Below are 18,837 nucleotides of genomic sequence, written 5' to 3' on the forward strand. Positions count from 1 at the left end.
GTTGGTGGGCGTTGACGGAGTCGAACCGCCGACATTCTGCTTGTAAGGCAGACGCTCTACCAACTGAGCTAAACGCCCTGAATCCTTTTCGCTGCTGCGTTTGCGTTTCAGCGAGGAGGCGAATTAAAACACAGGGTTTAAGCTTGCGCAAGTGGTCTACCCGCAAATTTTTGCAACCGGCGGCAATTTCGAATAAATGCTCCAAAATTTAATGTTTTTGTCAGACAGAAAGGTGACGCCGACTTTGCCGCTAAGGTATCATGCCGCCATTAGCTATTTATCGGATGACGTTACGAATGAAGCCGACCTTTCTCGATTTTGAGCAGCCTATTGCCGAGCTCGAGAACAAAATAGAAGAACTTCGCTATGTTCAGGACGATTCCGTGCTGGACATCTCCGAGGAGATCGCGCGCCTGCAGAAGAAGAGCCAGGACTTGACCAAGTCCCTCTACGCCAAGCTGACGCCGTCTCAAATCGCCTTGGTGGCGCGCCATCCGCAGCGCCCCTACGCGCTCGACTATATAGAGAGTATTTTCACCGACTTCGAAGAGCTGCACGGCGACCGCGCGTTTGCCGACGACGCCGCCATCGTAGGCGGTCTGGCCCGTTTCAACGGCCAGTCGGTGATGGTCATCGGCCAGCAGAAGGGCCGGGACACCAAGGAAAAGATCCGCCGCAATTTCGGCATGCCGCATCCGGAAGGCTATCGCAAGGCCCTGCGCCTGATGAAGCTGGCCGAGAAGTTCGGCATCCCGGTGGTCACCTTGGTGGACACCACCGGCGCTTGGCCCGGCATCGGCGCGGAAGAACGCGGCCAATCCGAGGCCATCGGCCGCAATCTCTATGAAATGACCCGTTTGCGCGTGCCCGTCATTGTGACGGTGATAGGCGAGGGCGGTTCCGGCGGCGCGCTGGCCATCGCGGTGGGCGATTGCGTCAATATGCTGCAATACGCCACCTACTCGGTGATTTCGCCGGAAGGCTGCGCCTCCATCTTGTGGAAGACCGCCGAGCGCGCGTCCGACGCCGCGGAAGCCTTGGGCATCACCGCGCCGCGCCTGAAGACGCTGGGCCTGATCGATCGCGTGGTCAACGAGCCGGTGGGCGGTGCGCATCGCGATCACGCTCAGATGATGGCGACGCTGAAGCGCGTGCTGCAGGAAGAGTTGAAAGACTTGACCGGCAAGCCGATCGACGAGTTGCTGAAAACCCGTTTCGACAGATTGATGAGTTATGGCCGCTTCAAGGAAGCCGCAGCCTGACCCGCTCGAATCTCTGTTAAGCCATTGGCCGGACGAATTGTCCGGCCAATGTGCTTTTGAGGTGGGCTTGAGCGGCGGCCTGGATTCGGTGGCGCTGCTGGCGCTGCTGTGCCGCGCGCGGGAGCGCCGTCCGGAGCTGGAGGTCCGCGCGGTGCATGTGCACCACGGGCTGAGCCCGAACGCCGACGCCTGGGCCGAGCACTGTCGCGCCTTGTGCGCGTCGCTGGGCGCGTCTTTGCGGGTGGAGCGGGTAGAGCTGGTCCTGAGCGGCGGCGACAGTCTGGAAGCGGTGGCCCGCGAGGCGCGCTACCAGGCGTATCGGCGTTCCGCCGCCGGCGTGGTGGTTTTGGCGCATCATCTGGACGATCAGGCGGAAACCGTGCTGCTGCAATTGCTGCGCGGCGGCGGCGCGCGCGCTCTGGCGGCGATGCCGGCCTTGCGCAAGCTGGACGCGGACGGGCCCTGGCTGTGGCGGCCCTTGCTGGGTTTGCGCCGGCGGCAGCTGGAGGCGTTCGTTCAGGCGCAGGGCCTGAGCTGGGTTGAGGACGAGAGCAATCAGGACGAGCGCTGGCGGCGCAATCTGCTGCGTCAGCGGCTGCTGCCGCAGCTGGAGGCGGCGCTGCCGGATTATCGCCGGCATCTGACGCGATCGGCCGGCTTGCTGGCGGACGCCGCCGCGGTGCTGGACGAGGTGGCGGCGCAGGATCTGGCCGCTTGCCGGCGCGAAGGCGGCCTGGACCTGACTCGCTGGCGAGGCTTGTCCGCGGCCAGGCAACGGCAGTGCTTGTTGGCCTGGCTGCGCGGCCTGGCCTGGCCGGCGCCGGAGCCGGACGCGTTGGCGGAGTTCCAGCGCCAGGCGCTGGAGGCCGGCGCCGCCAGCTGTCCGCGGCTGAGTCTGGCGCGGGGCCTGTTATACCGTTATCGCGACGGCCTGTTCGCCTTGCCGGCGCTGCCGGCGCCGGCGGCCGTGTCGCTGGGGGCGGTGGAGCCTGCGGCGGAACGCCTGGTGCAAGAGTGGGGCGGGACGCTGAGCTGGGAGTGGCGGCCGCGCGGCCTGCCGGCGGAGGCCTTGGCGAGGGGTTTGAGCCTGCGGCCGCGCGAGGGCGGCGAGCGGCTGGCGGCCGGGGTGGGGCGCAAGCCGGTGAAGAGCTTTCTGCAGGAGTCCGGCATCGCGCCGCCCTTGCGCGAGCGCTGGCCGCTGTTGTGCGACGCCGACGGGCGCGTGCTGGCGCTGCCCGGCGTGGCGGTGGATGCCGAACTGGCCTGCGGGCCGGGCTGGTGGCCGCTGTGGCGGCCGCTGTCGGCGGAGCCGCGCTGACGTGAAAAACGCCTGCCGATCCGGCAGGCGTTTTGCATTTGCAATCTGATATCTCGCGATGCGCAGCGGACTTTGCGCAAATTCTCAGGCGGCGTTCAGCGGCAGGCTGACGATGCCCGCATCGTCCAGGCGTAGATAGCCGCCCTGGTTCCCGTGCCAGTCCTGGATCACCCAACGCTCGGAGGCGCCGTGTCGGTGGACCGCGGGGCGGTGGGTATGGCCGTGGATCAGCGTTGGCCAGTCGTGGGCGGCCAGCAGCGCCTCGACCGCGTCGGCGGCGACGTCCGAAATCTCGCTCAGGCCGTTCTGTTGTTTGCTCATCTCGCTTTGCTGGCGCGCCTGACGCGCGATCGCGTGGCGCTCCGCCAGCGGCCGCGCCAGCATCGCCCGCTGCCACTGCGGGTTGCGGCTGACGGCTCGAAACTGCTGATAGGCGGCGTCGCCGGTGCACAGCGCGTCGCCGTGGCTGAGCAGGCAGCGGCGGCCATGGGCCTCGATCAAGCTTGGATCGTCCAGCAGCCGCGCGCCGCTGCGCAGACAGAAGCCCTCGCCCAGCAGGAAATCGCGGTTGCCGTGCATCACGTACAGCGGCGTGGCGGCGGCGAAGGCGCGCATTGCGGCCAGCGGCGTTTCCAGGAACGGCGAATCGTCGTCGTCGCCCACCCAGTATTCGAACAGATCGCCCAGGATGTAGAGCGCGTCGATCCGGCCTTGCCAGGCTTGCAGCGTGTCCAGAAACAAACGGTTCAGCGCCGGAGTGTCGTCCGCCAGGTGCAGATCGGAAATGAAGTGAATGGCCATGTCGCGTGCGGATGAGTTGAAGCCCGGCCGGACGGCCGGGCTGGAAGCGCGCCGCGCGTCGCGCGGCGTCGGCGAATCAAATGATTTCGGCTTTCTCGATCACCACGGCTTCCGCCGGCACGTCCTGATGCGGGCCGCTGCGACCGGTGCGCACCGCCTTGATGCTGTCCACTACGTCCTGGCCTTCCACAACCTGGCCAAACACGGCGTAGCCCCAGCCTTGGGCGCTTTCCGATTTGAAATCCAGGAAGTCGTTGTCGGACACATTGATGAAGAACTGGGCGGAGGCCGAGTGCGGGTCCATGGTGCGGGCCATGGCCACGGTGTAGGCCTTGTTGGCCAGGCCGTTATTGGCCTCGTTCTCGATCGGCGCGTTGGTCGGCTTTTGCGACATGTCGGCGGTGAAGCCGCCGCCCTGGATCATGAAGCCGTTGATTACGCGGTGGAAGATGGTGCCGTCGTAATGGCCGCTTTTTACGTACTCTTCAAAGTTGGCGGCGGTTTTCGGGGCCTTGTCGGCGAACAGTTCCAGCACGATGGCGCCGAAGTTGGTGGTCAGTTTGATCATGGTGTTTCCTTGATGACGGGCAGGCCGCGTGGGGCCTGCCGGTATGAAAGAGGTTGTAGAAAAGCTTAAGGCTTGATGGTGACTTTCTGGATCACAATGGGCTCGAACGGCACGTCGCCCATGCCGTTCATGCTGCCGGTGCGGGTCTTGGCGATGCGGTTGACCACGTCCATGCCGCGGGTCACTTTGCCGAACACCGCATAGCCGGCGCCCTGAGGCGTCGGGGATTTATAGTCGAGGAAGTCGTTGTTGGCCACATTGATGAAGAACTGGGCGGTGGCGGAATTCGGGTCCGCGGTGCGGGCCATGGCGATGGTGCCTATGCCGTTCTTCAGGCCGTTGCTCGCCTCGTTGGCGATGGCGGCGCGGGTGGACTTCTGGTTCAGCTTGGTGTCGAAGCCGCCGCCCTGGATCATGAAGCCGTCGATCACGCGGTGGAACACGGTGCCGTTGTAGTGGCCGGCCTTGGCGTAGGCGACGAAGTTTTCCACGGTCTTGGGGGCTTTGGCCGAGTCCAGCGCAATCTCGATATTGCCCTTGTTCGTGGTCATTTCCACTGTCGGCGAGGCCAGGGCCACGGCGGGCAGCGCGCTCAACGCCAGCATGCTCAGCATTCGTTTCATGGTTGCTTTATTCAACAGGGTTATGAGGAGCCGCCAATATTAGCACAGCCTTTTGATTCAGCGCATGGCGCGGCTGTCTTATGCTTTTAGCCTAAGGCGGACTTCTTGTTTTTTTAAAAAATAGTATTTAGACTCCACCCCCTAAAAATTGTGTGATCGCTATCTATTTGGATGGCATATTTTCGCACGCAAGCTCGGTTTCCAATAACAAAGGCGGCAGCCGCCGCCGGGGTAGATATAAAAAAATGAAAGCATTCGCACCTTCCGCTGTTCGCCTCATTCCCGCGCTGGTGGCCGGCCTGTTGGCCGCCGCGCCGCTGGCTCAGGCCGCCGGCTTCCAATTGTCCGAGCAAAGCGTGGCCGGCCTGGGCCGCGCCCACGCCGGCGCCGGCTTGGTGGGCGACGACCTGTCCGCCGTCTTCTACAACCCGGCCGGCATGACCTTGATTGAAGGCACTCAGGTGCAGGGCGGCTTCACCTACGCCGAAATCGACGCGCCGTTCGAAGGCAAGGGCGGTTTCCCGGCCGCGCGCCAGGGCAGAGACAACGGCCGCGCCAAGGCCGAATTCATCCCCAACGCCTATCTGGTGCATCAGTTGAGCGAACGCGCCCGCCTGGGCCTGGGCATCACCGTGCCCTTCGGCCTCGGCGCCAGCTATGACGACAACTGGGTGGGCCGCAACCACGGCATTTCCAGTTCCATCATGACCGTGGACTTCAACCCGTCCTTCGCCTACAAGCTGGACGACAAGTGGAGCTTCGGCGCCGGCGTGTCGGCGCAGTACGCCAAGGCCGATCTGAAGCAGGGCGCCTTCTTCCCGGGCGCCACCGGCGAGATCGACGCCGACAGCTGGGCCTACGGCTACAATCTGGGCCTGATGTACGCGTTCAACCAGGACAACCGCGTTGGCCTGTCCTATCGCTCCAAGCTGCACCATAAGGCGCGCGGCGACTATACCGCCAGCGGTTTCAACCGTCTCGGCATTCCGGGCATGACCAATCTGGATGGCGTGCATGCCGGCGCCGCCGACGTCACCACGCCGGAATCGCTGCTGTTGTCCGGTTTCAGCCGTCTGAACAGCAAGTGGGCGCTGAGCGCCACCGCGCGCTGGACCAACTGGAGCCGCTTCGATCAGCTGGTGATCAAGGGCAACCCGGTGGCTGAAACCGTGATCGACAATCACTGGAAAGCCAGCTGGCTGTTCTCGGTGGGCGCCGACTACAACTTCAACGAGCAACTGACGCTGCGCAGCGGCGTGGGCTATGAAACCAGCCCGGTGCGCAACGCCAGCTACCGCAACCCGCTGATTCCGGACACCGACCGCGTCTGGTTGAGCCTGGGCGCCAGCTACAAGGCCAGCAAGCAGCTGACCGTGGACGCCGGCTACACCTATCTGATGGGCGTGGGCGACCGCGACATCAACCATACCGCCAAGAGCCCGCTGGGCAACGGCGACACGCTGCAAGGTTCTTACAGCTCCATCCGCGGCCACTTGCTGGGCGTGCAGATGCAGTACAAGTTCTGATTCAGGCAAGCCTGACCGTCCCGCCGCCGCCGGCTTCGCCCGCGGCGGTTTTTTCATATCCGGGGGTGCGGTTTGTCCGGCGGCAGGCTAGAGTAGGGCGCTGTGTTTCTCTGAGCGTCCATTCCCATGTCCGTTGCCCCCTCCCCATGGCTGCGGCTGAGCCCGCTGGCCGGCCTGTTGCCCTATCTGCGCCCGTACCGGCTGCGCGCCTGGCTGGCCTTGCTGGCCCTGATCGTGGCCGCCGCCGCCACCCTGTTGCTGCCGGTGGCGTTTCGCTTTCTGATCGACCATGGTTTCAGCCAGCGCGCGGCGGCGGACATCAACCGCTATTTCCTCGGCCTGTTCGGCGTGGCGGCGGTGTTGGCCCTGGCCACCGCGCTGCGTTTTTATTGCGTGTCCTGGCTGGGCGAACGCGTCACCGCCGACATCCGCCGCGCGGTGTATCAGCATGTGATCCGGGTCAGCCCGGAATACTTTGAAGTCACCCAGACCGGCGAGGTGCTGTCCCGGCTGACCACCGACACCACCCTGGTGCAGACCGTGATCGGCACCAGCCTGTCCATGGGGCTGCGAAATGCGCTGCTGATGCTGGGCGGCCTGGCCATGCTGATGGCCACCAGCCCCAGTCTGACCGCCTACATCCTGGTGACGCTGTTGCTGGTGGTCTTGCCCATCGTGGTCTTCGGCCGCCGGGTGCGGACCTTGTCCCGTTCCAGCCAGGACCGCATCGCGGATTCCAGCGCCATTGCCGGCGAAACCCTGAACGCCATTCCCACGGTGCAGGCCTTCAATCAGCAGGCGCGGGAGAGCCGGCGCTTCGGCGCTTCGGTGGAGACGGGTTTCGACGCCGCGCTGGCGCGCATCCGCGCGCGCTCCTGGCTGACGGTGGCGGTGATCCTGCTGATCTTCGGCGCCATTGTCTTCGTTTTGTGGCTGGGCGCGCACGCGGTGCTGGAAGGCGCGATGAGCGCCGGCCAGCTGGGCCAGTTCATCCTGTACGCGGTGGTGACCGCCGGCGCCATCGGCGCGCTGGCGGAGGTGTGGGGCGATGTGCAGCGCGCGGCCGGCGCCACCGAGCGTCTGATGGAGCTGCTGTCCCTGCGTTCGCCGGTGACGGAGCCGGCCGCGCCGCGCGCCTTGCCGGCCGGGCCCGCCGGCCTGGCGTTGCGCGACGTCGATTTCGCCTATCCGTCCCGCCCCGGCCAGCCCTCGCTCAGCGGCATCCGGCTCAGCGTGCGCCCCGGCGAGCACGTGGCGCTGGTGGGGCCGTCCGGCGCCGGCAAGTCCACCTTGTTCCAGCTCTTGCTGCGTTTTTACGATCCGCAGCAAGGCCAATTGCTATTGGGCGGCGTGGACGTGCGCGAGCTGTCCTTCGCCGATTTGCGCGGCCATGTGGGCGTGGTCTTGCAGGATTCGGTGATCTTCGGCGCCAGCGCGCTGGAGAACATCCGCTACGGCAAACCCGAGGCCAGCGACGAGGAGGTGCGGGCCGCGGCCCGCGCCGCCGCCGCCGACGGCTTCATCGAGAAGTTGCCGCAGGGCTACGACACCTATCTGGGCGAACGCGGCGTGCGTCTGTCCGGCGGCCAGCGCCAACGCATCGCCATCGCCCGCGCCATCCTGAAGAACCCGCCTTTGCTGCTGCTGGACGAAGCCACCAGCGCGCTGGACGCGGAGTCGGAACAACTGGTGCAGCAGGCGCTGGAGCGCGCCGCGCAAAACCGCACCACCCTGGTGATCGCCCACCGGCTGGCCACGGTCAAGCAGGCGGACCGCATCGTGGTGCTGGACCAGGGCCGCATCGTGGCCGAAGGCAGTCACCAGAGCCTGTTGGCCGACTCGCCCTTGTACGCGCGGCTGGCGGCCTTGCAGTTCGCCGCCGGCGGGGAGGGTTGAGGCAGCGTCCGCTTAAGCATAATGAATAGTCTATGCTCCATGGATGAACGGCCGCCGCGCGGCGCCGAGACCCGTGATGGAGCGAAGACATGAAACTGGCTGTCCGTTTGGGGGGCGTGGTGTTGTGCGCCGGGCTGGGCCTGTGCGTGGTGGCCGGATTCGCCTTGCACACCTTGCGTTCCACTCTGCTGGAGGACCGCAAGGCGCAGATCGGCAGCCTGGTGCACCTGGCGGGCCAGCAGGTGGCGATGTACCAGAAGCAGGAGCAAAGCGGCAAGCTCAAGCGCGAGGAGGCGCAGCGGCGCGCGGTCGAAGCGATGTCCGGACTGCGCGACAAGGGCAACTACGTGTTCGCGCGCGACGCGTCGGACCTAGTGCTGGTGCACCCGGACCGGCGCAAGCTGGGCAAGCGGGACACCGGCGGCAAGCTGCCGGACGGCCGCACCCTGGTGCAGGCCTACCGCGACGCGCTGTCGAACGGCGATTTCGGCTTTGCGCTGGTGCGCACCAAGCGGCCCAACGGCAACGAGGTGCTGCCCAAACTCAATGCGGTGATGCGGATACCGGACTGGAACTGGACCATAGGCACAGGCGTGTTCATGGACGATGTGGAAAGCCAGTTCAACGGCCTGGCGCTCAAGCTCTCCGGCATCGGCCTGGCGGTGTTGGCGGTGGTGACGCTGCTGGCCTGGCGCGTGGCCGCGTCCATTTTCCGCTTGATCGGCGGCGAGGCGGAGGCGGCCGCGGCGACGGCGCGGGCGATGGCGGCCGGCGATCTGAGCCAGACATTGGAGCGCGCGCCGAGCGAGGGCAGCCTGATGGACGCCTTCGCCGGCATGCAGCGCAGCTTGCGCCAGCTGATCGAACGTCTGCAGGACGGTTCCGCGCAGCTGGAGCGTTCGGTGGGCGGTTTGTCCGGACGCATGCAGCAGATTCACGGTCAGGTGGAGCAATCGGCGGCGGCCAGCGCCGGCGCCGCGGAAACCACCGCCGGCATGCTGGACGGCGTGGCGGAGGTGTCGCGCCGCAGCGCGGAGAGCGAGTCGGACTCCGCCAACGCCTGCGCGCTGGCGGACGAGGGTGAAGGCCTGGTGCGCCGCGCGGCCGAGGAGATCCAGGCGGTGTCCGGCCAGGTGGCGGCGGCCTCCGGCTGCATAGGCGAACTGGCCGAGCGCTGCCGCGCGATCGACGTCACCGCCGCGGTGATCAAGGACATCGCCGACCAGACCAATCTCTTGGCGCTGAACGCGGCGATAGAAGCCGCGCGCGCCGGCGAGCTGGGCCGCGGCTTCGCGGTGGTGGCGGACGAGGTGCGCAAGCTGGCCGACCGCAGCGGCGAGGCCACGCGCCAGATCGCCGCCACCATCCAGGCGATTCAGGCGGACACCGATTCCGTGGTGGCCAGCATGGGCGAGGTGGGGCCGCGGGTGGACAGTGGCGTGGCCATGGCCCGGCAGGCCGCGGACGCCTTGCAGCGCATCCGCGGCGGCGCGCAGTCCGCACGCGACAATATCCGCGCGGTGGCCGGCGCCGCCGCGGCGCAGGCCGAGGCCAACCGCGAGGTGGCCGGCAATATGGAGCAGGTGGCCGGCCTGGCCGGACAGACCCGCGCCACCGCCCTGGCGGCCGAGGCCGAGGTGGAAGCGCTGGAGACGCTGGCCGCCGGGCTGCGGCAGGCGGCGGCCAGCTTCAGGCTGTGAGGCGGGCGGTGGTACACTGCCGGCCTCGCGATCAAATCAAAAGGATGGCCATCTTGTCTGCCCACGTTCCGGAAGCCCAAGCCGCGCTCGACCCCACGCCGCTGCTGGCGCAATTATTGGCCGCCCACGGCCTGCCCTGCCAGGAGGCCAAGGGCTGGCTGCTGCCGCAGGGCCAACTGCCGGCCATAGGCGCTCACTGGACGCCGGGCGAGAACAACGGCCGGCTGGACATCCACGTGCTGTTGGAAAACGACATCCGCTTGATGGAAAGCTTCGCCGGCCTGGGCGCGGGCCGGGAAGGGCTGAACGACGCGCTGGAAAATTTCAGCGCCAATGTGCTGCACGTGTTGCTGGCCGGCCTGTGGGGCATCCGCGACGAAGCGCAAGTCACCGAACGGCGCTGGGAAATCGCCGGCCGCGACTATATGGCCTATATCGGCAATTTCGGCTTGCGCGGCGCCGCCGAGCGGCTGGAGCAAGCCTTGTTCGAGGCGCTGTTCCGCCAAGCCACCGCCGCGCTGCGCGCGGAAACGCTGTCCGGCGACGCGCATTGGACCCGGCTGTTCTTCTGCAATCTGAACGGCGAGTTCGTCTCCGAGGCGCTGCTGGACAATCAACGCTGGGAAGCGGGTCTGAGCCTGCTGGGCGCCTTGCCGTGGCCGGCGGCGCAGGGTTATTACAGCCTGCGCCATTTCATGCTGCTGCGCGCGGTGTGAGAACCTGTTTACGATCTGCTGCGCGTCGTGAAGCCCTGCACGGTGAGTACCCGCTCAAAATGCTCATGGACCACGAGTACATTCCGCTTTTTCGCTCGTTTTCGCCTTGTCTCGCCCTAGCTCGCGAGATCCTAAACAGTTTCTGAGGCGGCCGCGCTGGTGCTCGCGAGATCGTAAGCCGGTCCTTCAGGCGCGGTAGCCGTCCGGGTCTATGCCGTGCTTGGCGAACTTGTTGTACAGGGTCTTGCGTGGAATGCCCAGCAGCTCCGCCGCCTGCATCACCTGGCCCTGGGTGCGCAGCAGCGCCTGCTCGATCAATTGCTTCTCGTAGGCGTCCACCCTCGCGTCCAGCGCGCTGGGCGCGTAGGCCGCGGCTTCGCCGTCGTCCGGCGCCACGCCCAGCACATAGCGCTCCGCCGCGTTGCGCAGCTCGCGCACATTGCCCGGCCAGGTCTGCGCCTGCAGGCGGCCCAATAGCGCCGGCGGCGTGTCCGGCGCCGGGCGGTCGAAGCGCGCCGCCGCTTGCTCCACGAACCATTGGAACAAGTCCGGGATGTCCTCGCGCCGTTCGCGCAGCGGCGGCAGCCGCAGCGACACCACATTGAGCCGGTAATACAAGTCTTCGCGGAAGCGCCGCTCCCGGCTGGCCAGGGCCAGATCGTCCTTGGTGGCGGCCACCACCCGGCAGTCGACCGGGATCAGGCTGTTGGAGCCCAGCCTTTCCACCACCCGCTGTTGCAGCACCCGCAGGAGCTTGGCCTGCAAGGCCAGCGGCATGCCTTCGATTTCGTCGAGGAAGAGGGTGCCGCCGCTGGCGTACTCTATCTTGCCGATGCGGCGTTTGAGCGCGCCGGTGAAGGCGCCGGCCTCGTGGCCGAAAATTTCGCTCTCGAAAATGGATTCCGGCAGGCCGGCGCAGTTCAGCGGCACGAAATGACGCTCGCGGCGACGGCTCCAGGCGTGCAGCGCCTGCGCCACCATTTCCTTGCCGGTGCCGGTTTCGCCGTGGATCAGCACGTCGGCGTCGGTGTCGGCGACATTGGCCAGCGTCTCGCGCAGCGCCTGCATGGCCGGGCTATGGCCGATCAGCACCGGTCCGTTGCTGCGCGCCAGGCTGGCGCGCAGTTCGCGGTTTTCCAGCGTCAGCCGGCGCTTGTCCAGCGCGCGTTGCACCGTTTCGATCAGCCGGCCCGGCGCATAGGGCTTTTCGATGAAGTCGTAGGCGCCGGCGCGGGTGGCCGCCACCGCCATCGCGATGTCGCCGTGGCCGGTGACCAGGATCACCGGCAGTTCCCGGTCCTGGTTCAGCGCCTGTTCCATCAGCTCCAGGCCGCTGAGGCCGGGCAGGCGCACATCGCTGAGCAGGACGGCGCGCTCGTCGCGCCTCAGCGCGGTCAGCGCGCTTTCGGCGTCGGCGTAGGCCTGCACCGGCAGGCCGGCCAATTCCAGCGATTGCAGCGTGGCCATGCGCACGGCCGGGTCGTCTTCAACGTAGATCACGCCCGCGCGGACGTTGGGGGAGGGTTTCATGAGGCGGACTCGCAAGGCCAGTTGATGATGAAGCGGGCGCCGCCGTCCGGGTGGTTGCAGGCTTCGATGCGGCCGCCGGACTGTTCGACGATTTCCTGCACGATGGCCAGCCCCAGGCCCAGGCCCTGGCCGCGCGGCTTGGTGCTGTAAAAGGGCTCGAACAGATGCGGCAGATCGGCGTCGGCGATGCCGGGGCCGTGGTCGCGCAGGCGGAATTCCAGCATGCCCGCCTTGTGCAGCAGGCTGATCTCCAGCCGGCCTCGCCCTTGCTGCCGCATCGCGTCTATGGCGTTGCTCAGCAGATTGGTGAACACCTGCTCCAGGCCGATGGCGTCGCAGGCGATGTCGGGACAGCGCGGCGGCAGGTCCAGCTCCAACTCCACCCGGGCCTCGCGCAGCGCCGGCTGCAGCAAGGTCAGCGTGTCGCGCAGCGCGGCGAGCGGATTGGTCTGGCCCAGCGGGCCGCGGTGGCGGCGGGCGAAGGTTTTCAGATCCCGGGTGATGTGGGCGATGCGCTCCACCAACTGGGAAATCTGGCCCAGATTGTCGCTGGCGTCGTCCGGGCGGCCGCGTTGCAACAGGGTCACCGCGTTGTCGGCGAAGGCGCGCAGCGCCGCCAGCGGCTGGTTGATTTCATGGGCGACCCCGGCCGCCATCTGGCCCAGCGCCGCCAGTTTGCTGGCCTCGGCCAATTGGCCGCGGGTGATGCGCAGGCTGTTTTCCGTCTGGATGCGCTCGCGGATTTCCGCCGACAGCTGGGTGTTGCTCAGCGCCAGATCGCGGGTGCGTTCCGCCACTTTACGCTCCAGTTGGTCGTGGGCCTGCTGCAAAGCCTGTTGCGCCGCCAATTGCTCCCGCAGCCGGCTCAGCCGCAGCCGCCGGTAATGCCACAGCGTCAGCAGGCCCAGGCCGCTGGCCAGCAGCGTGCTCATGATGGCGAGCAAGGTGAGGTTGCGGCCGTGCATGTCCACCAGCAAGGTCAGCGTCCAGCCGGTTTGCGGCAAGGTCTGCCGGATTTGCAGATAGCGGCCGGCCAGCAGCTTGCGCTCGCTGTCCGGCGCCAGCCAGGCCTGTTCGCGCCAACCCGCGTGCGGTTGCAGCAGCGCGAAGGGATGCAGTTTGGCGCCCAGGTATTGGCGGGTGGCGTCGATCTGGCGGCGCACCGCCGGCGGCAGCGGCTGCCAGGTGGCGAACTTCCAGTCCGGATTGGCGCTGAGAAAGGCCACGCCGTGGCGGTCGCTGACCAAGACCGGCTCCGCGCCCTTGCGCCAGGCTTCCTCCAGCGGCGCCAGGCTGACCTTGACCACCGCCACGCCCACGGCGCGGCGGCCGGACAAGACCGGCCAGGACAGAAAATAGCCCGGCTCGCGGCTGGTGCTGCCTATGCCGTAAAAGCTGCCGGACCGGCCGGCCAGCGCCTGCTGAAAATAGGGACGGAAGGCGTAGCTGTTGCCGACGAAGCTGTACGGCGACATCCAGTTGCTGGACGCCAGCGCGATGCCGTCCACGTTGACGATGAAGAGCGCCGAGGTGCGCGACTGCCGGTTCACCTGTTCCAGATAGCGGTTCAACGCCTCCACCCGCCGCGGATTGCGCGGGTCCGCCAGCAGGTTGAGGATGTCCTGGTTCAGCGCCAGCACATAGGGCAGGTAGCGGTATTGCTCCAGCGTGGCGCCGAGGTTGGCGGCGTGCATCTCCGCCCGGTGCCGGCCCTCGCGCTCCGCTTCGGTCAACAGCATGCGGCTGGCCAACACCCAGCCGCCGCCCAGCGCCAAGGCCAGCAAGAAGAGGGAGGGCAGGCTTTTCAGCAGGAAACGCAACGCGCGTGCGAGCATGGCGGCGGATCGGAAATCGGCGATGCCTCAGTCTACCGCAGCTTGCAGTTCCGCGGCTTCGTGGCGTGAATGTTCCTCCATCACCAGCCGGGTCAGCTCCCGTTTCAGATCGTTGAAGCCCGGCGCGCTGGGGTCGCGCGGGCGCGGCAGCTCCACCCGCACGTCGCGCTTGATGGTGCCGGGGCGGTAGGTCATCATCACCACTCGGTCCGCCAGGTAGATGGATTCCTCGATGCTGTGGGTGACGAAGATGATGGTCTTGCCGCTCTCCTGCCAGATGCGCAGCAGCTCGTCTTGCAAGGAGCGCCGGGTCAGCGCGTCCAGCGCGCCGAAGGGCTCGTCCATCAGCATCACCGGCGAATCCAGCGCCAGCACCCGCGCAATCGCCACCCGCTGGCGCATGCCGCCGGACAGGTCCTTGGGGAAGCGGTGGCGGAAGTCGCGCAGGTGCAGCTTGTCCAGCAGCGGCTCCACCGCGGCGCGGATCTCGGCCGGGGAGCGTTTCTGGATTTCCAGGCCGAAGCCTATGTTCTGTTCCACCGTCATCCACGGAAACAGCGCGTACTCCTGAAACACCATGCCGCGGTCCGGCCCGGGCGCGGCGACGCGCTGTCCGGCCACCAGAATCTCGCCGCCGCTGGGCGGCGCGAAGCCGGCGATGGCGTTGAGCAGCGTGGATTTGCCGCAGCCGGACGGGCCCAGCAGGCAGACGAACTCGCCGGGCTGGATGTCCAGCTGGATGTCGCGCAGGGCGATTACGTCGCCGCCCGGCGTCTTGAATACTTTTTGCACCTGTTGCACTTCGATCTGGGCGCTCATGCCTCATCCTTCCATGTCGCGCAGCAGTGGGGGCCGCTGTTGCGCGAATTCGTTCTTTGCGCCGCGCCCGCGTCGAAGCGGGCCCGGCGGCGCATTGTGATCAGAGCCTGTCCAATGTTCCGCGCGCTAGGGCGAGACAAGGCGACAACTGCCGAGAAAGCGGAATGTACGCGTGGTACATGAGCATTTCTAAGCGGCGCTCACCTTGCGAGGCCCCACAACGCGCAGCGGACATTGAGCGGGTTTTTACTGGTCGATGCCGCGATGCCATTTCAGCAGGCGGTTGTTCAGCCCCTGCATCAGCATGTCGATCAACAGGCCGAGAATGCCGATGGTGACCATGCCGGCGATGACCTTGTCGGTCCAGAAATACTCGCGCGCCTCCATGATGCGGTAGCCGACGCCGCTGTTCACCGCGATCATCTCCGCCACGATCACCACGATGAAGGCGGTGCCCATGCCCACCCGCGCGCCGGTGAAGATGAAGGGCGTGGCCGCCGGCAGGATCACCCGGCGGAACAGGGTGGCGCGGCTGGCGCCCAGGTTGCGCGCGGCGCGGATATAGATGCCGTCCACATTGCGCACGCCGGAAATGGTGTTCATCAGGATGGGGAAGAAAGCGCCTATGGTGATGAGGAACACCGCCGGCGGATTGCCCAGGCCGAACCACAGGATGGACAGCGGGGTCCAGGCGATGGGCGGGATCGGCCGCAGGAACTGGATCAAGGGGTTGAAGGCCCGGTACACCGGGTCGCTGACGCCCATGAACAGCCCCAGCAGCAAGCCCAGGCCGCCGCCCAGCGCAAAGCCCAGCACCACCCGCCACAGGCTGGCCGCCACGTCGTGGACCAGCTCGCCGGACAGCAGCCAGGCGAGATAGCCGCCGGAGGCCGGATCGTAGGCTTCCAGCGGCTGCCAGTAAGCCAGCCACTTTTGCAATACCGCCAGCGGCGAGGGCAGGATTTGCGGATTGATCCAGCCCAGGCTGGAACTGGCCTGCCAGATCAGCACGATGGCGATGGGCACCGCCAGGCTGGACCAGGCCTGGCCCAGCCGGGAAAACACAGTCTGCTGCATGATTCGCTCCCGCCGCCGTCAATTAACCTTGAGGTCCTGCTTGGCCTTGCTCAGCAAGTCCAGCTTCACCCAGTCCGCCGCCTTGGGCGGCTTGGCCATCTTGCCGATGCCGTACTGCTGCATCATGTCGGTGGTGGTCTGGATATGGGCCACGCTCAGATCGTAGCTGTACGGGGAGTTGGAGATCGCGTCCTGGAAATCGTCGGCGCTGATCTGGTTCTTGAACATATTCTCGCGCACGTATTTTTCCGCCAGCTTGGGGTTCTTGATGAAGGTGTTGGTGGCCTCCACAAAGCATTTGATCAGGCGCTCCGCCACGCCGCGGCGTTCCTTGTACATTTTCTCCGTCATCACCAGGGTGCGGATGGGCTCGCCCAGCGGGGTGTCGTAAGGCTTCAGCACTTCCACGCCGAAGCCCTTGTTGATGGCCTGGGACGACTGCGGCTCGGACTGGCTCATCGCGTCTATCTGCTTGCCCATCAAGGCCTGGTTCAGATCGGCGAAGGGCATATAGATCACCTGCACGTCCTTGCCCGGCTTGTCGGACCAGCTGAGCTTGTATTTGGCCAGCTCTGCCGCCAGCAGCAGTTCCTGCGCGCCGCCGCGCGCCACGCCCACTTTCTTGCCCTTCAAATCCTTGACGCTCTTGATGCCGCTGTCCTTGGCGGCCACGATGCGCGCGCCACCCTTGGCGAAGCCGGCCACCGCGAAGATGGGCGCGCCGCCGGCGCGGCCGGCCACCGCCGCGTCCGCCGCGCTGGCGGCGATATCCACTTCGCCGGCGACGATGGCCGGCATGATGTCTATGCCTTTGGCGAACATGCGCTCCTCGATCTTCAGATCGTATTTGGGCGCAATCTCCTTCATATAGCTGATGGCGCCGTAGTGGGCGAACTTGAGATTGCCCAGGCGGACCACGTCGGCGGCGAGGGCGGGCAGTGAAAGGCCGCCGCCCAGGGCGGCGAGACAGAGCCAGGTGCGGATGCGTTGCATGGTGTTTCTCCTTTGCGGGTATGGGGCCGGGCGGAGCGCGGCAACCTTCTATTTATACGACGTTTGCATTTAAACGACGCGGCGACGCGGAGCGAGGCCGCGAGGTGGTTCTTATTAGGCAAAGCGCGTGCCAGCTCACTTCATCGTTAAACTGTTGATTTTCATGGCTTGCGTCGGGAGCGCGTGGCCGGATTCAGCCAGCGCCGCCGGCGGCTGTGCCAAAAGCGGCTCAGTCGTCGGCGGCGCAATAGCTGCACTTATTCAGTATCAGCCAAGCGTTTTGCCGTCTGCTGGCGCAAGGCGTCTTCCCGGAGCTTGATGCGGTCGATGTAGCCGAAGATGTCGATGGGGAAGATCAGCACCTGTTCGACCAAGGCGAAGAAGCCGGCCCAATAGCCTTGCTCGGGTCCTTGCACCGAGAAATCGACGTCGGCGGCGATGCGCGCCAGCAAGGCGCGTTTCGGGACGTCGGGATTGTCCTGCAGGTACTGGATGAAATGGCCGGCGTATTCGCGTCCCAGCAAATAGGCCTGGCGATAATTGTCGGCCGGCGGCACTTGCCAGCAATGGACTTGAGGATGGTCCGGCAAGCGCGCGGCGAAGGGCAGTTCCTGATAGGAAACGGGTTTGAGATTGGGGCGGTAATGGCGGCGAATCGGGTATTTGACGGACATGCGCGCACTCCTGTTGATTCAGGCTGCCGATGGGGCGACGGGCAGCCGCAGGCTCATGGCAGGCGCATGGCAGGATTGGAGTTCCGGCGCCACGGTCCGGCGGGTGCGAGCACCCTCCCACCACGGCCTGCCCGTTTTAGGTATGGCTGAAGGGTGCAAGGGCACGGACCAAGCGGTTGCGGCGCTTGGGCCGAGGCGGCGGGGCCAGACTCCAATCTGGGCGCTGCCGGTTGGGGCGGCGCGTTTGCGATTGTGCCTAGCGGAGATGAGGGGGTCAAGGCGGCATCGGCGCCTGGGCCGCTGATTGAGCCGCCCGGCCGGGACCGGGCGGCGGCCGGGTCTTCTAGGCGTAAAACCGGGATTGTCCCTGCCAGGCGCTGGCGACGAAGTCTTGCACATGATTCAGGAATTTGTCATGGCGGCCCAGGCGGCTGTCGTCGGCCTGGCGGTTGGCCGGCAGCAGATAGAGCTGGCCGACGTGGCGCACCGGCAACAGCCCGTCCAGCGCCGGCACCAGATCGCCCTGGACGCAGTAATGACGGATATGGGCTGCGGCCGCGCGCGCCTGATCCAGATCGTTGCCGTGTCGCGCCAGCAGTTCGTTTTGCAGGCCGCGGCCGAACTGGGCGCTGCTGAAGCACTCGGCGTGAACGGGGCGCTGCGGGGTGGACAGCTGCATCGCCGCGTAGGCGGCCATGCCGCCGCCCAGCGAGTGGCCGCCGGTGCTGACGGTGTAGCCGGGCTCGCCGCTGCGCATCAGCGGCAGGCCGGCGGCCAGGCTTTGCAGCTTGCGGGTGAGCTGGGCGGCCTGGGCGTAGCAGGCGGGACGGCCGCCAAAGGCGGCGTTGCCGATGTTGGCGCGCCACTGCCGCGCCACGCTGGCCAGGTTTTTCAGATTGCGCTGAGCGAGGCCGCCCACGCCGCGGCCGCTGGTGGTGCCGCCGAAGACCAGGCGGATGTCCCCCTCGGCCTTGTTGCGGAACACATAGGCCACCAGGCCGCTTTCCGGGTCCATCAGGCGCGCCTGCTGGGGCTGAAACTCCAGTTTGCTGCCCTTGGCCAGCAGCCGCGCCAGTTCCGCGTCCGGGCTCCATTGGGTGGCGCGCAGGCTGTCCAGATCCCGGCTATAGGGGAAGTTGGCGAGCAGGGCGCTGTCCTTGAGTCTTTGCCGGGCCGGCTCGGGGTTGAGTCGCTCCAGCGGCTGCGGCGCGCAGAGACCGTCCAGCGGATTGGCGCGCGGCGCGGTCCGCGTCGGGGCGGGGGCGTCCGCGCGGTTGGCCGTCTGGCTGAGCCGCGTCTTTATCGGGCTGGCGGCGGCGTGGGAGCGGGCGGGTTCGTCCGCTGCCGTGGTTTGGGGCGCGGCGGCGCGGGAAGCTTGAATGAGCATGATGGGCAGACGCGTGAGAAGGTTGATCGCCGCATGCTAAAGGGACGCGGACGGCTTGCCTTGCAGATTTTACTCAGCCGGCGGTTACGGTTCCGTGATAATGACGGATTCG

16 protein-coding genes and 1 tRNA gene are annotated in these 18,837 nt (G+C 66.6%); 6 read left to right on the plus strand and 11 right to left on the minus strand.

Features of this window, described 5'->3' with window-relative positions; genetic code table 11:
- Positions 1-2: 2 nt before the first annotated feature.
- Positions 3-78, minus strand: a tRNA-Val gene (locus QUG03_RS12195).
- 218 nt (positions 79-296) lie between these two features.
- Here QUG03_RS12195 and QUG03_RS12200 point away from each other — a divergent pair.
- Positions 297-1,262 (plus strand): acetyl-CoA carboxylase carboxyltransferase subunit alpha, encoded by a 966-nt coding sequence (locus QUG03_RS12200; RefSeq protein ID WP_107798665.1) that lies wholly within the window; start codon positions 297-299, stop codon positions 1,260-1,262.
- Positions 1,263-1,299: 37 nt separating this feature from the next.
- Complete coding sequence (gene tilS / locus QUG03_RS12205) at positions 1,300-2,580, plus strand: tRNA lysidine(34) synthetase TilS (RefSeq protein WP_500820094.1); 1,281 nt, start codon at positions 1,300-1,302, stop codon at positions 2,578-2,580.
- Positions 2,581-2,664: 84 nt separating this feature from the next.
- On the opposite strand, the gene QUG03_RS12210 is transcribed toward tilS, so the two are convergent.
- The 3 genes from QUG03_RS12210 to QUG03_RS12220 form a co-directional block, all read right to left on the minus strand.
- The gene (locus QUG03_RS12210; protein ID WP_253315508.1) at positions 2,665-3,381 is read right to left on the minus strand and encodes a UDP-2,3-diacylglucosamine diphosphatase; all 717 of its coding nucleotides are present in this window, start codon (positions 3,379-3,381) and stop codon (positions 2,665-2,667) included.
- Between the two features lie 76 nt (positions 3,382-3,457).
- Complete coding sequence (locus QUG03_RS12215) at positions 3,458-3,949, minus strand: peptidylprolyl isomerase (protein ID WP_107798668.1); 492 nt, start codon at positions 3,947-3,949, stop codon at positions 3,458-3,460.
- A gap of 65 nt (positions 3,950-4,014) precedes the next feature.
- The gene (locus tag QUG03_RS12220; RefSeq protein WP_500820096.1) at positions 4,015-4,572 is read right to left on the minus strand and encodes a peptidylprolyl isomerase; all 558 of its coding nucleotides are present in this window, start codon (positions 4,570-4,572) and stop codon (positions 4,015-4,017) included.
- A gap of 245 nt (positions 4,573-4,817) precedes the next feature.
- On the opposite strand from QUG03_RS12220, the gene QUG03_RS12225 reads away from it, so the two are divergent.
- The 4 genes from QUG03_RS12225 to QUG03_RS12240 all read left to right on the plus strand — a co-directional run bounded on the left by QUG03_RS12225 (position 4,818) and on the right by QUG03_RS12240 (position 10,410).
- The gene (locus tag QUG03_RS12225) at positions 4,818-6,098 is read left to right on the plus strand and encodes an OmpP1/FadL family transporter (protein WP_500820097.1); all 1,281 of its coding nucleotides are present in this window, start codon (positions 4,818-4,820) and stop codon (positions 6,096-6,098) included.
- Positions 6,099-6,224: 126 nt separating this feature from the next.
- Positions 6,225-7,994 carry an ABC transporter transmembrane domain-containing protein gene (locus QUG03_RS12230; protein ID WP_107798671.1) on the plus strand — a complete coding sequence of 590 codons (1,770 nt, stop codon included), beginning with the start codon at positions 6,225-6,227 and terminating at the stop codon, positions 7,992-7,994.
- A gap of 89 nt (positions 7,995-8,083) precedes the next feature.
- Entirely contained in the window at positions 8,084-9,694 is a 1,611-nt protein-coding gene (locus QUG03_RS12235) for a methyl-accepting chemotaxis protein (protein ID WP_107798672.1), read from the plus strand.
- A gap of 53 nt (positions 9,695-9,747) precedes the next feature.
- Positions 9,748-10,410: a DUF6348 family protein gene (locus QUG03_RS12240; RefSeq protein WP_500820098.1), complete on the plus strand. Its 663-nt coding sequence runs from the start codon at positions 9,748-9,750 to the stop codon at positions 10,408-10,410.
- Between the two features lie 186 nt (positions 10,411-10,596).
- On the opposite strand, the gene QUG03_RS12245 is transcribed toward QUG03_RS12240, so the two are convergent.
- The 7 genes from QUG03_RS12245 to QUG03_RS12275 form a co-directional block, all read right to left on the minus strand.
- Positions 10,597-11,940 carry a sigma-54-dependent transcriptional regulator gene (locus tag QUG03_RS12245; RefSeq protein ID WP_227107706.1) on the minus strand — a complete coding sequence of 448 codons (1,344 nt, stop codon included), beginning with the start codon at positions 11,938-11,940 and terminating at the stop codon, positions 10,597-10,599.
- Positions 11,937-13,775 carry a sensor histidine kinase gene (locus QUG03_RS12250; protein WP_500820099.1) on the minus strand — a complete coding sequence of 613 codons (1,839 nt, stop codon included), beginning with the start codon at positions 13,773-13,775 and terminating at the stop codon, positions 11,937-11,939. The genes QUG03_RS12245 and QUG03_RS12250 overlap by 4 nt, the downstream gene beginning before the upstream one ends.
- A 27-nt stretch (positions 13,776-13,802) precedes the next feature.
- Entirely contained in the window at positions 13,803-14,594 is a 792-nt protein-coding gene (locus QUG03_RS12255) for an ABC transporter ATP-binding protein (RefSeq protein WP_500820100.1), read from the minus strand.
- Positions 14,595-14,840: 246 nt separating this feature from the next.
- The gene (locus QUG03_RS12260; RefSeq protein WP_227107708.1) at positions 14,841-15,671 is read right to left on the minus strand and encodes an ABC transporter permease; all 831 of its coding nucleotides are present in this window, start codon (positions 15,669-15,671) and stop codon (positions 14,841-14,843) included.
- Between the two features lie 18 nt (positions 15,672-15,689).
- Entirely contained in the window at positions 15,690-16,664 is a 975-nt protein-coding gene (locus QUG03_RS12265; protein WP_107798677.1) for an ABC transporter substrate-binding protein, read from the minus strand.
- 257 nt (positions 16,665-16,921) lie between these two features.
- Positions 16,922-17,338 (minus strand): hypothetical protein, encoded by a 417-nt coding sequence (locus QUG03_RS12270; protein ID WP_500820101.1) that lies wholly within the window; start codon positions 17,336-17,338, stop codon positions 16,922-16,924.
- Positions 17,339-17,681: 343 nt separating this feature from the next.
- The gene (locus QUG03_RS12275; RefSeq protein WP_500820102.1) at positions 17,682-18,725 is read right to left on the minus strand and encodes a Tle-like phospholipase domain-containing protein; all 1,044 of its coding nucleotides are present in this window, start codon (positions 18,723-18,725) and stop codon (positions 17,682-17,684) included.
- Positions 18,726-18,837 lie beyond the last annotated feature (112 nt).

The organism is Chromobacterium sp. CCUG 30098, from assembly GCF_059916605.1.

Bases quoted from the DNA above. Each gene is read 5' to 3' on its own strand.
- QUG03_RS12200 (WP_107798665.1), top strand. From the start codon at position 297: ATGAAGCCGACCTTTCTCGATTTTGAGCAGCCTATTGCCGAGCTCGAG.
- QUG03_RS12210 (WP_253315508.1), bottom strand. From the start codon at position 3,381: ATGGCCATTCACTTCATTTCCGATCTGCACCTGGCGGACGACACTCCG.
- QUG03_RS12215 (WP_107798668.1), bottom strand. From the start codon at position 3,949: ATGATCAAACTGACCACCAACTTCGGCGCCATCGTGCTGGAACTGTTC.
- QUG03_RS12220 (WP_500820096.1), bottom strand. From the start codon at position 4,572: ATGAAACGAATGCTGAGCATGCTGGCGTTGAGCGCGCTGCCCGCCGTG.
- QUG03_RS12225 (WP_500820097.1), top strand. From the start codon at position 4,818: ATGAAAGCATTCGCACCTTCCGCTGTTCGCCTCATTCCCGCGCTGGTG.
- QUG03_RS12230 (WP_107798671.1), top strand. From the start codon at position 6,225: ATGTCCGTTGCCCCCTCCCCATGGCTGCGGCTGAGCCCGCTGGCCGGC.
- QUG03_RS12235 (WP_107798672.1), top strand. From the start codon at position 8,084: ATGAAACTGGCTGTCCGTTTGGGGGGCGTGGTGTTGTGCGCCGGGCTG.
- QUG03_RS12245 (WP_227107706.1), bottom strand. From the start codon at position 11,940: ATGAAACCCTCCCCCAACGTCCGCGCGGGCGTGATCTACGTTGAAGAC.
- QUG03_RS12250 (WP_500820099.1), bottom strand. From the start codon at position 13,775: ATGCTCGCACGCGCGTTGCGTTTCCTGCTGAAAAGCCTGCCCTCCCTC.
- QUG03_RS12255 (WP_500820100.1), bottom strand. From the start codon at position 14,594: ATGAGCGCCCAGATCGAAGTGCAACAGGTGCAAAAAGTATTCAAGACG.
- QUG03_RS12260 (WP_227107708.1), bottom strand. From the start codon at position 15,671: ATGCAGCAGACTGTGTTTTCCCGGCTGGGCCAGGCCTGGTCCAGCCTG.
- QUG03_RS12265 (WP_107798677.1), bottom strand. From the start codon at position 16,664: ATGCAACGCATCCGCACCTGGCTCTGTCTCGCCGCCCTGGGCGGCGGC.
- QUG03_RS12270 (WP_500820101.1), bottom strand. From the start codon at position 17,338: ATGTCCGTCAAATACCCGATTCGCCGCCATTACCGCCCCAATCTCAAA.
- QUG03_RS12275 (WP_500820102.1), bottom strand. From the start codon at position 18,725: ATGCTCATTCAAGCTTCCCGCGCCGCCGCGCCCCAAACCACGGCAGCG.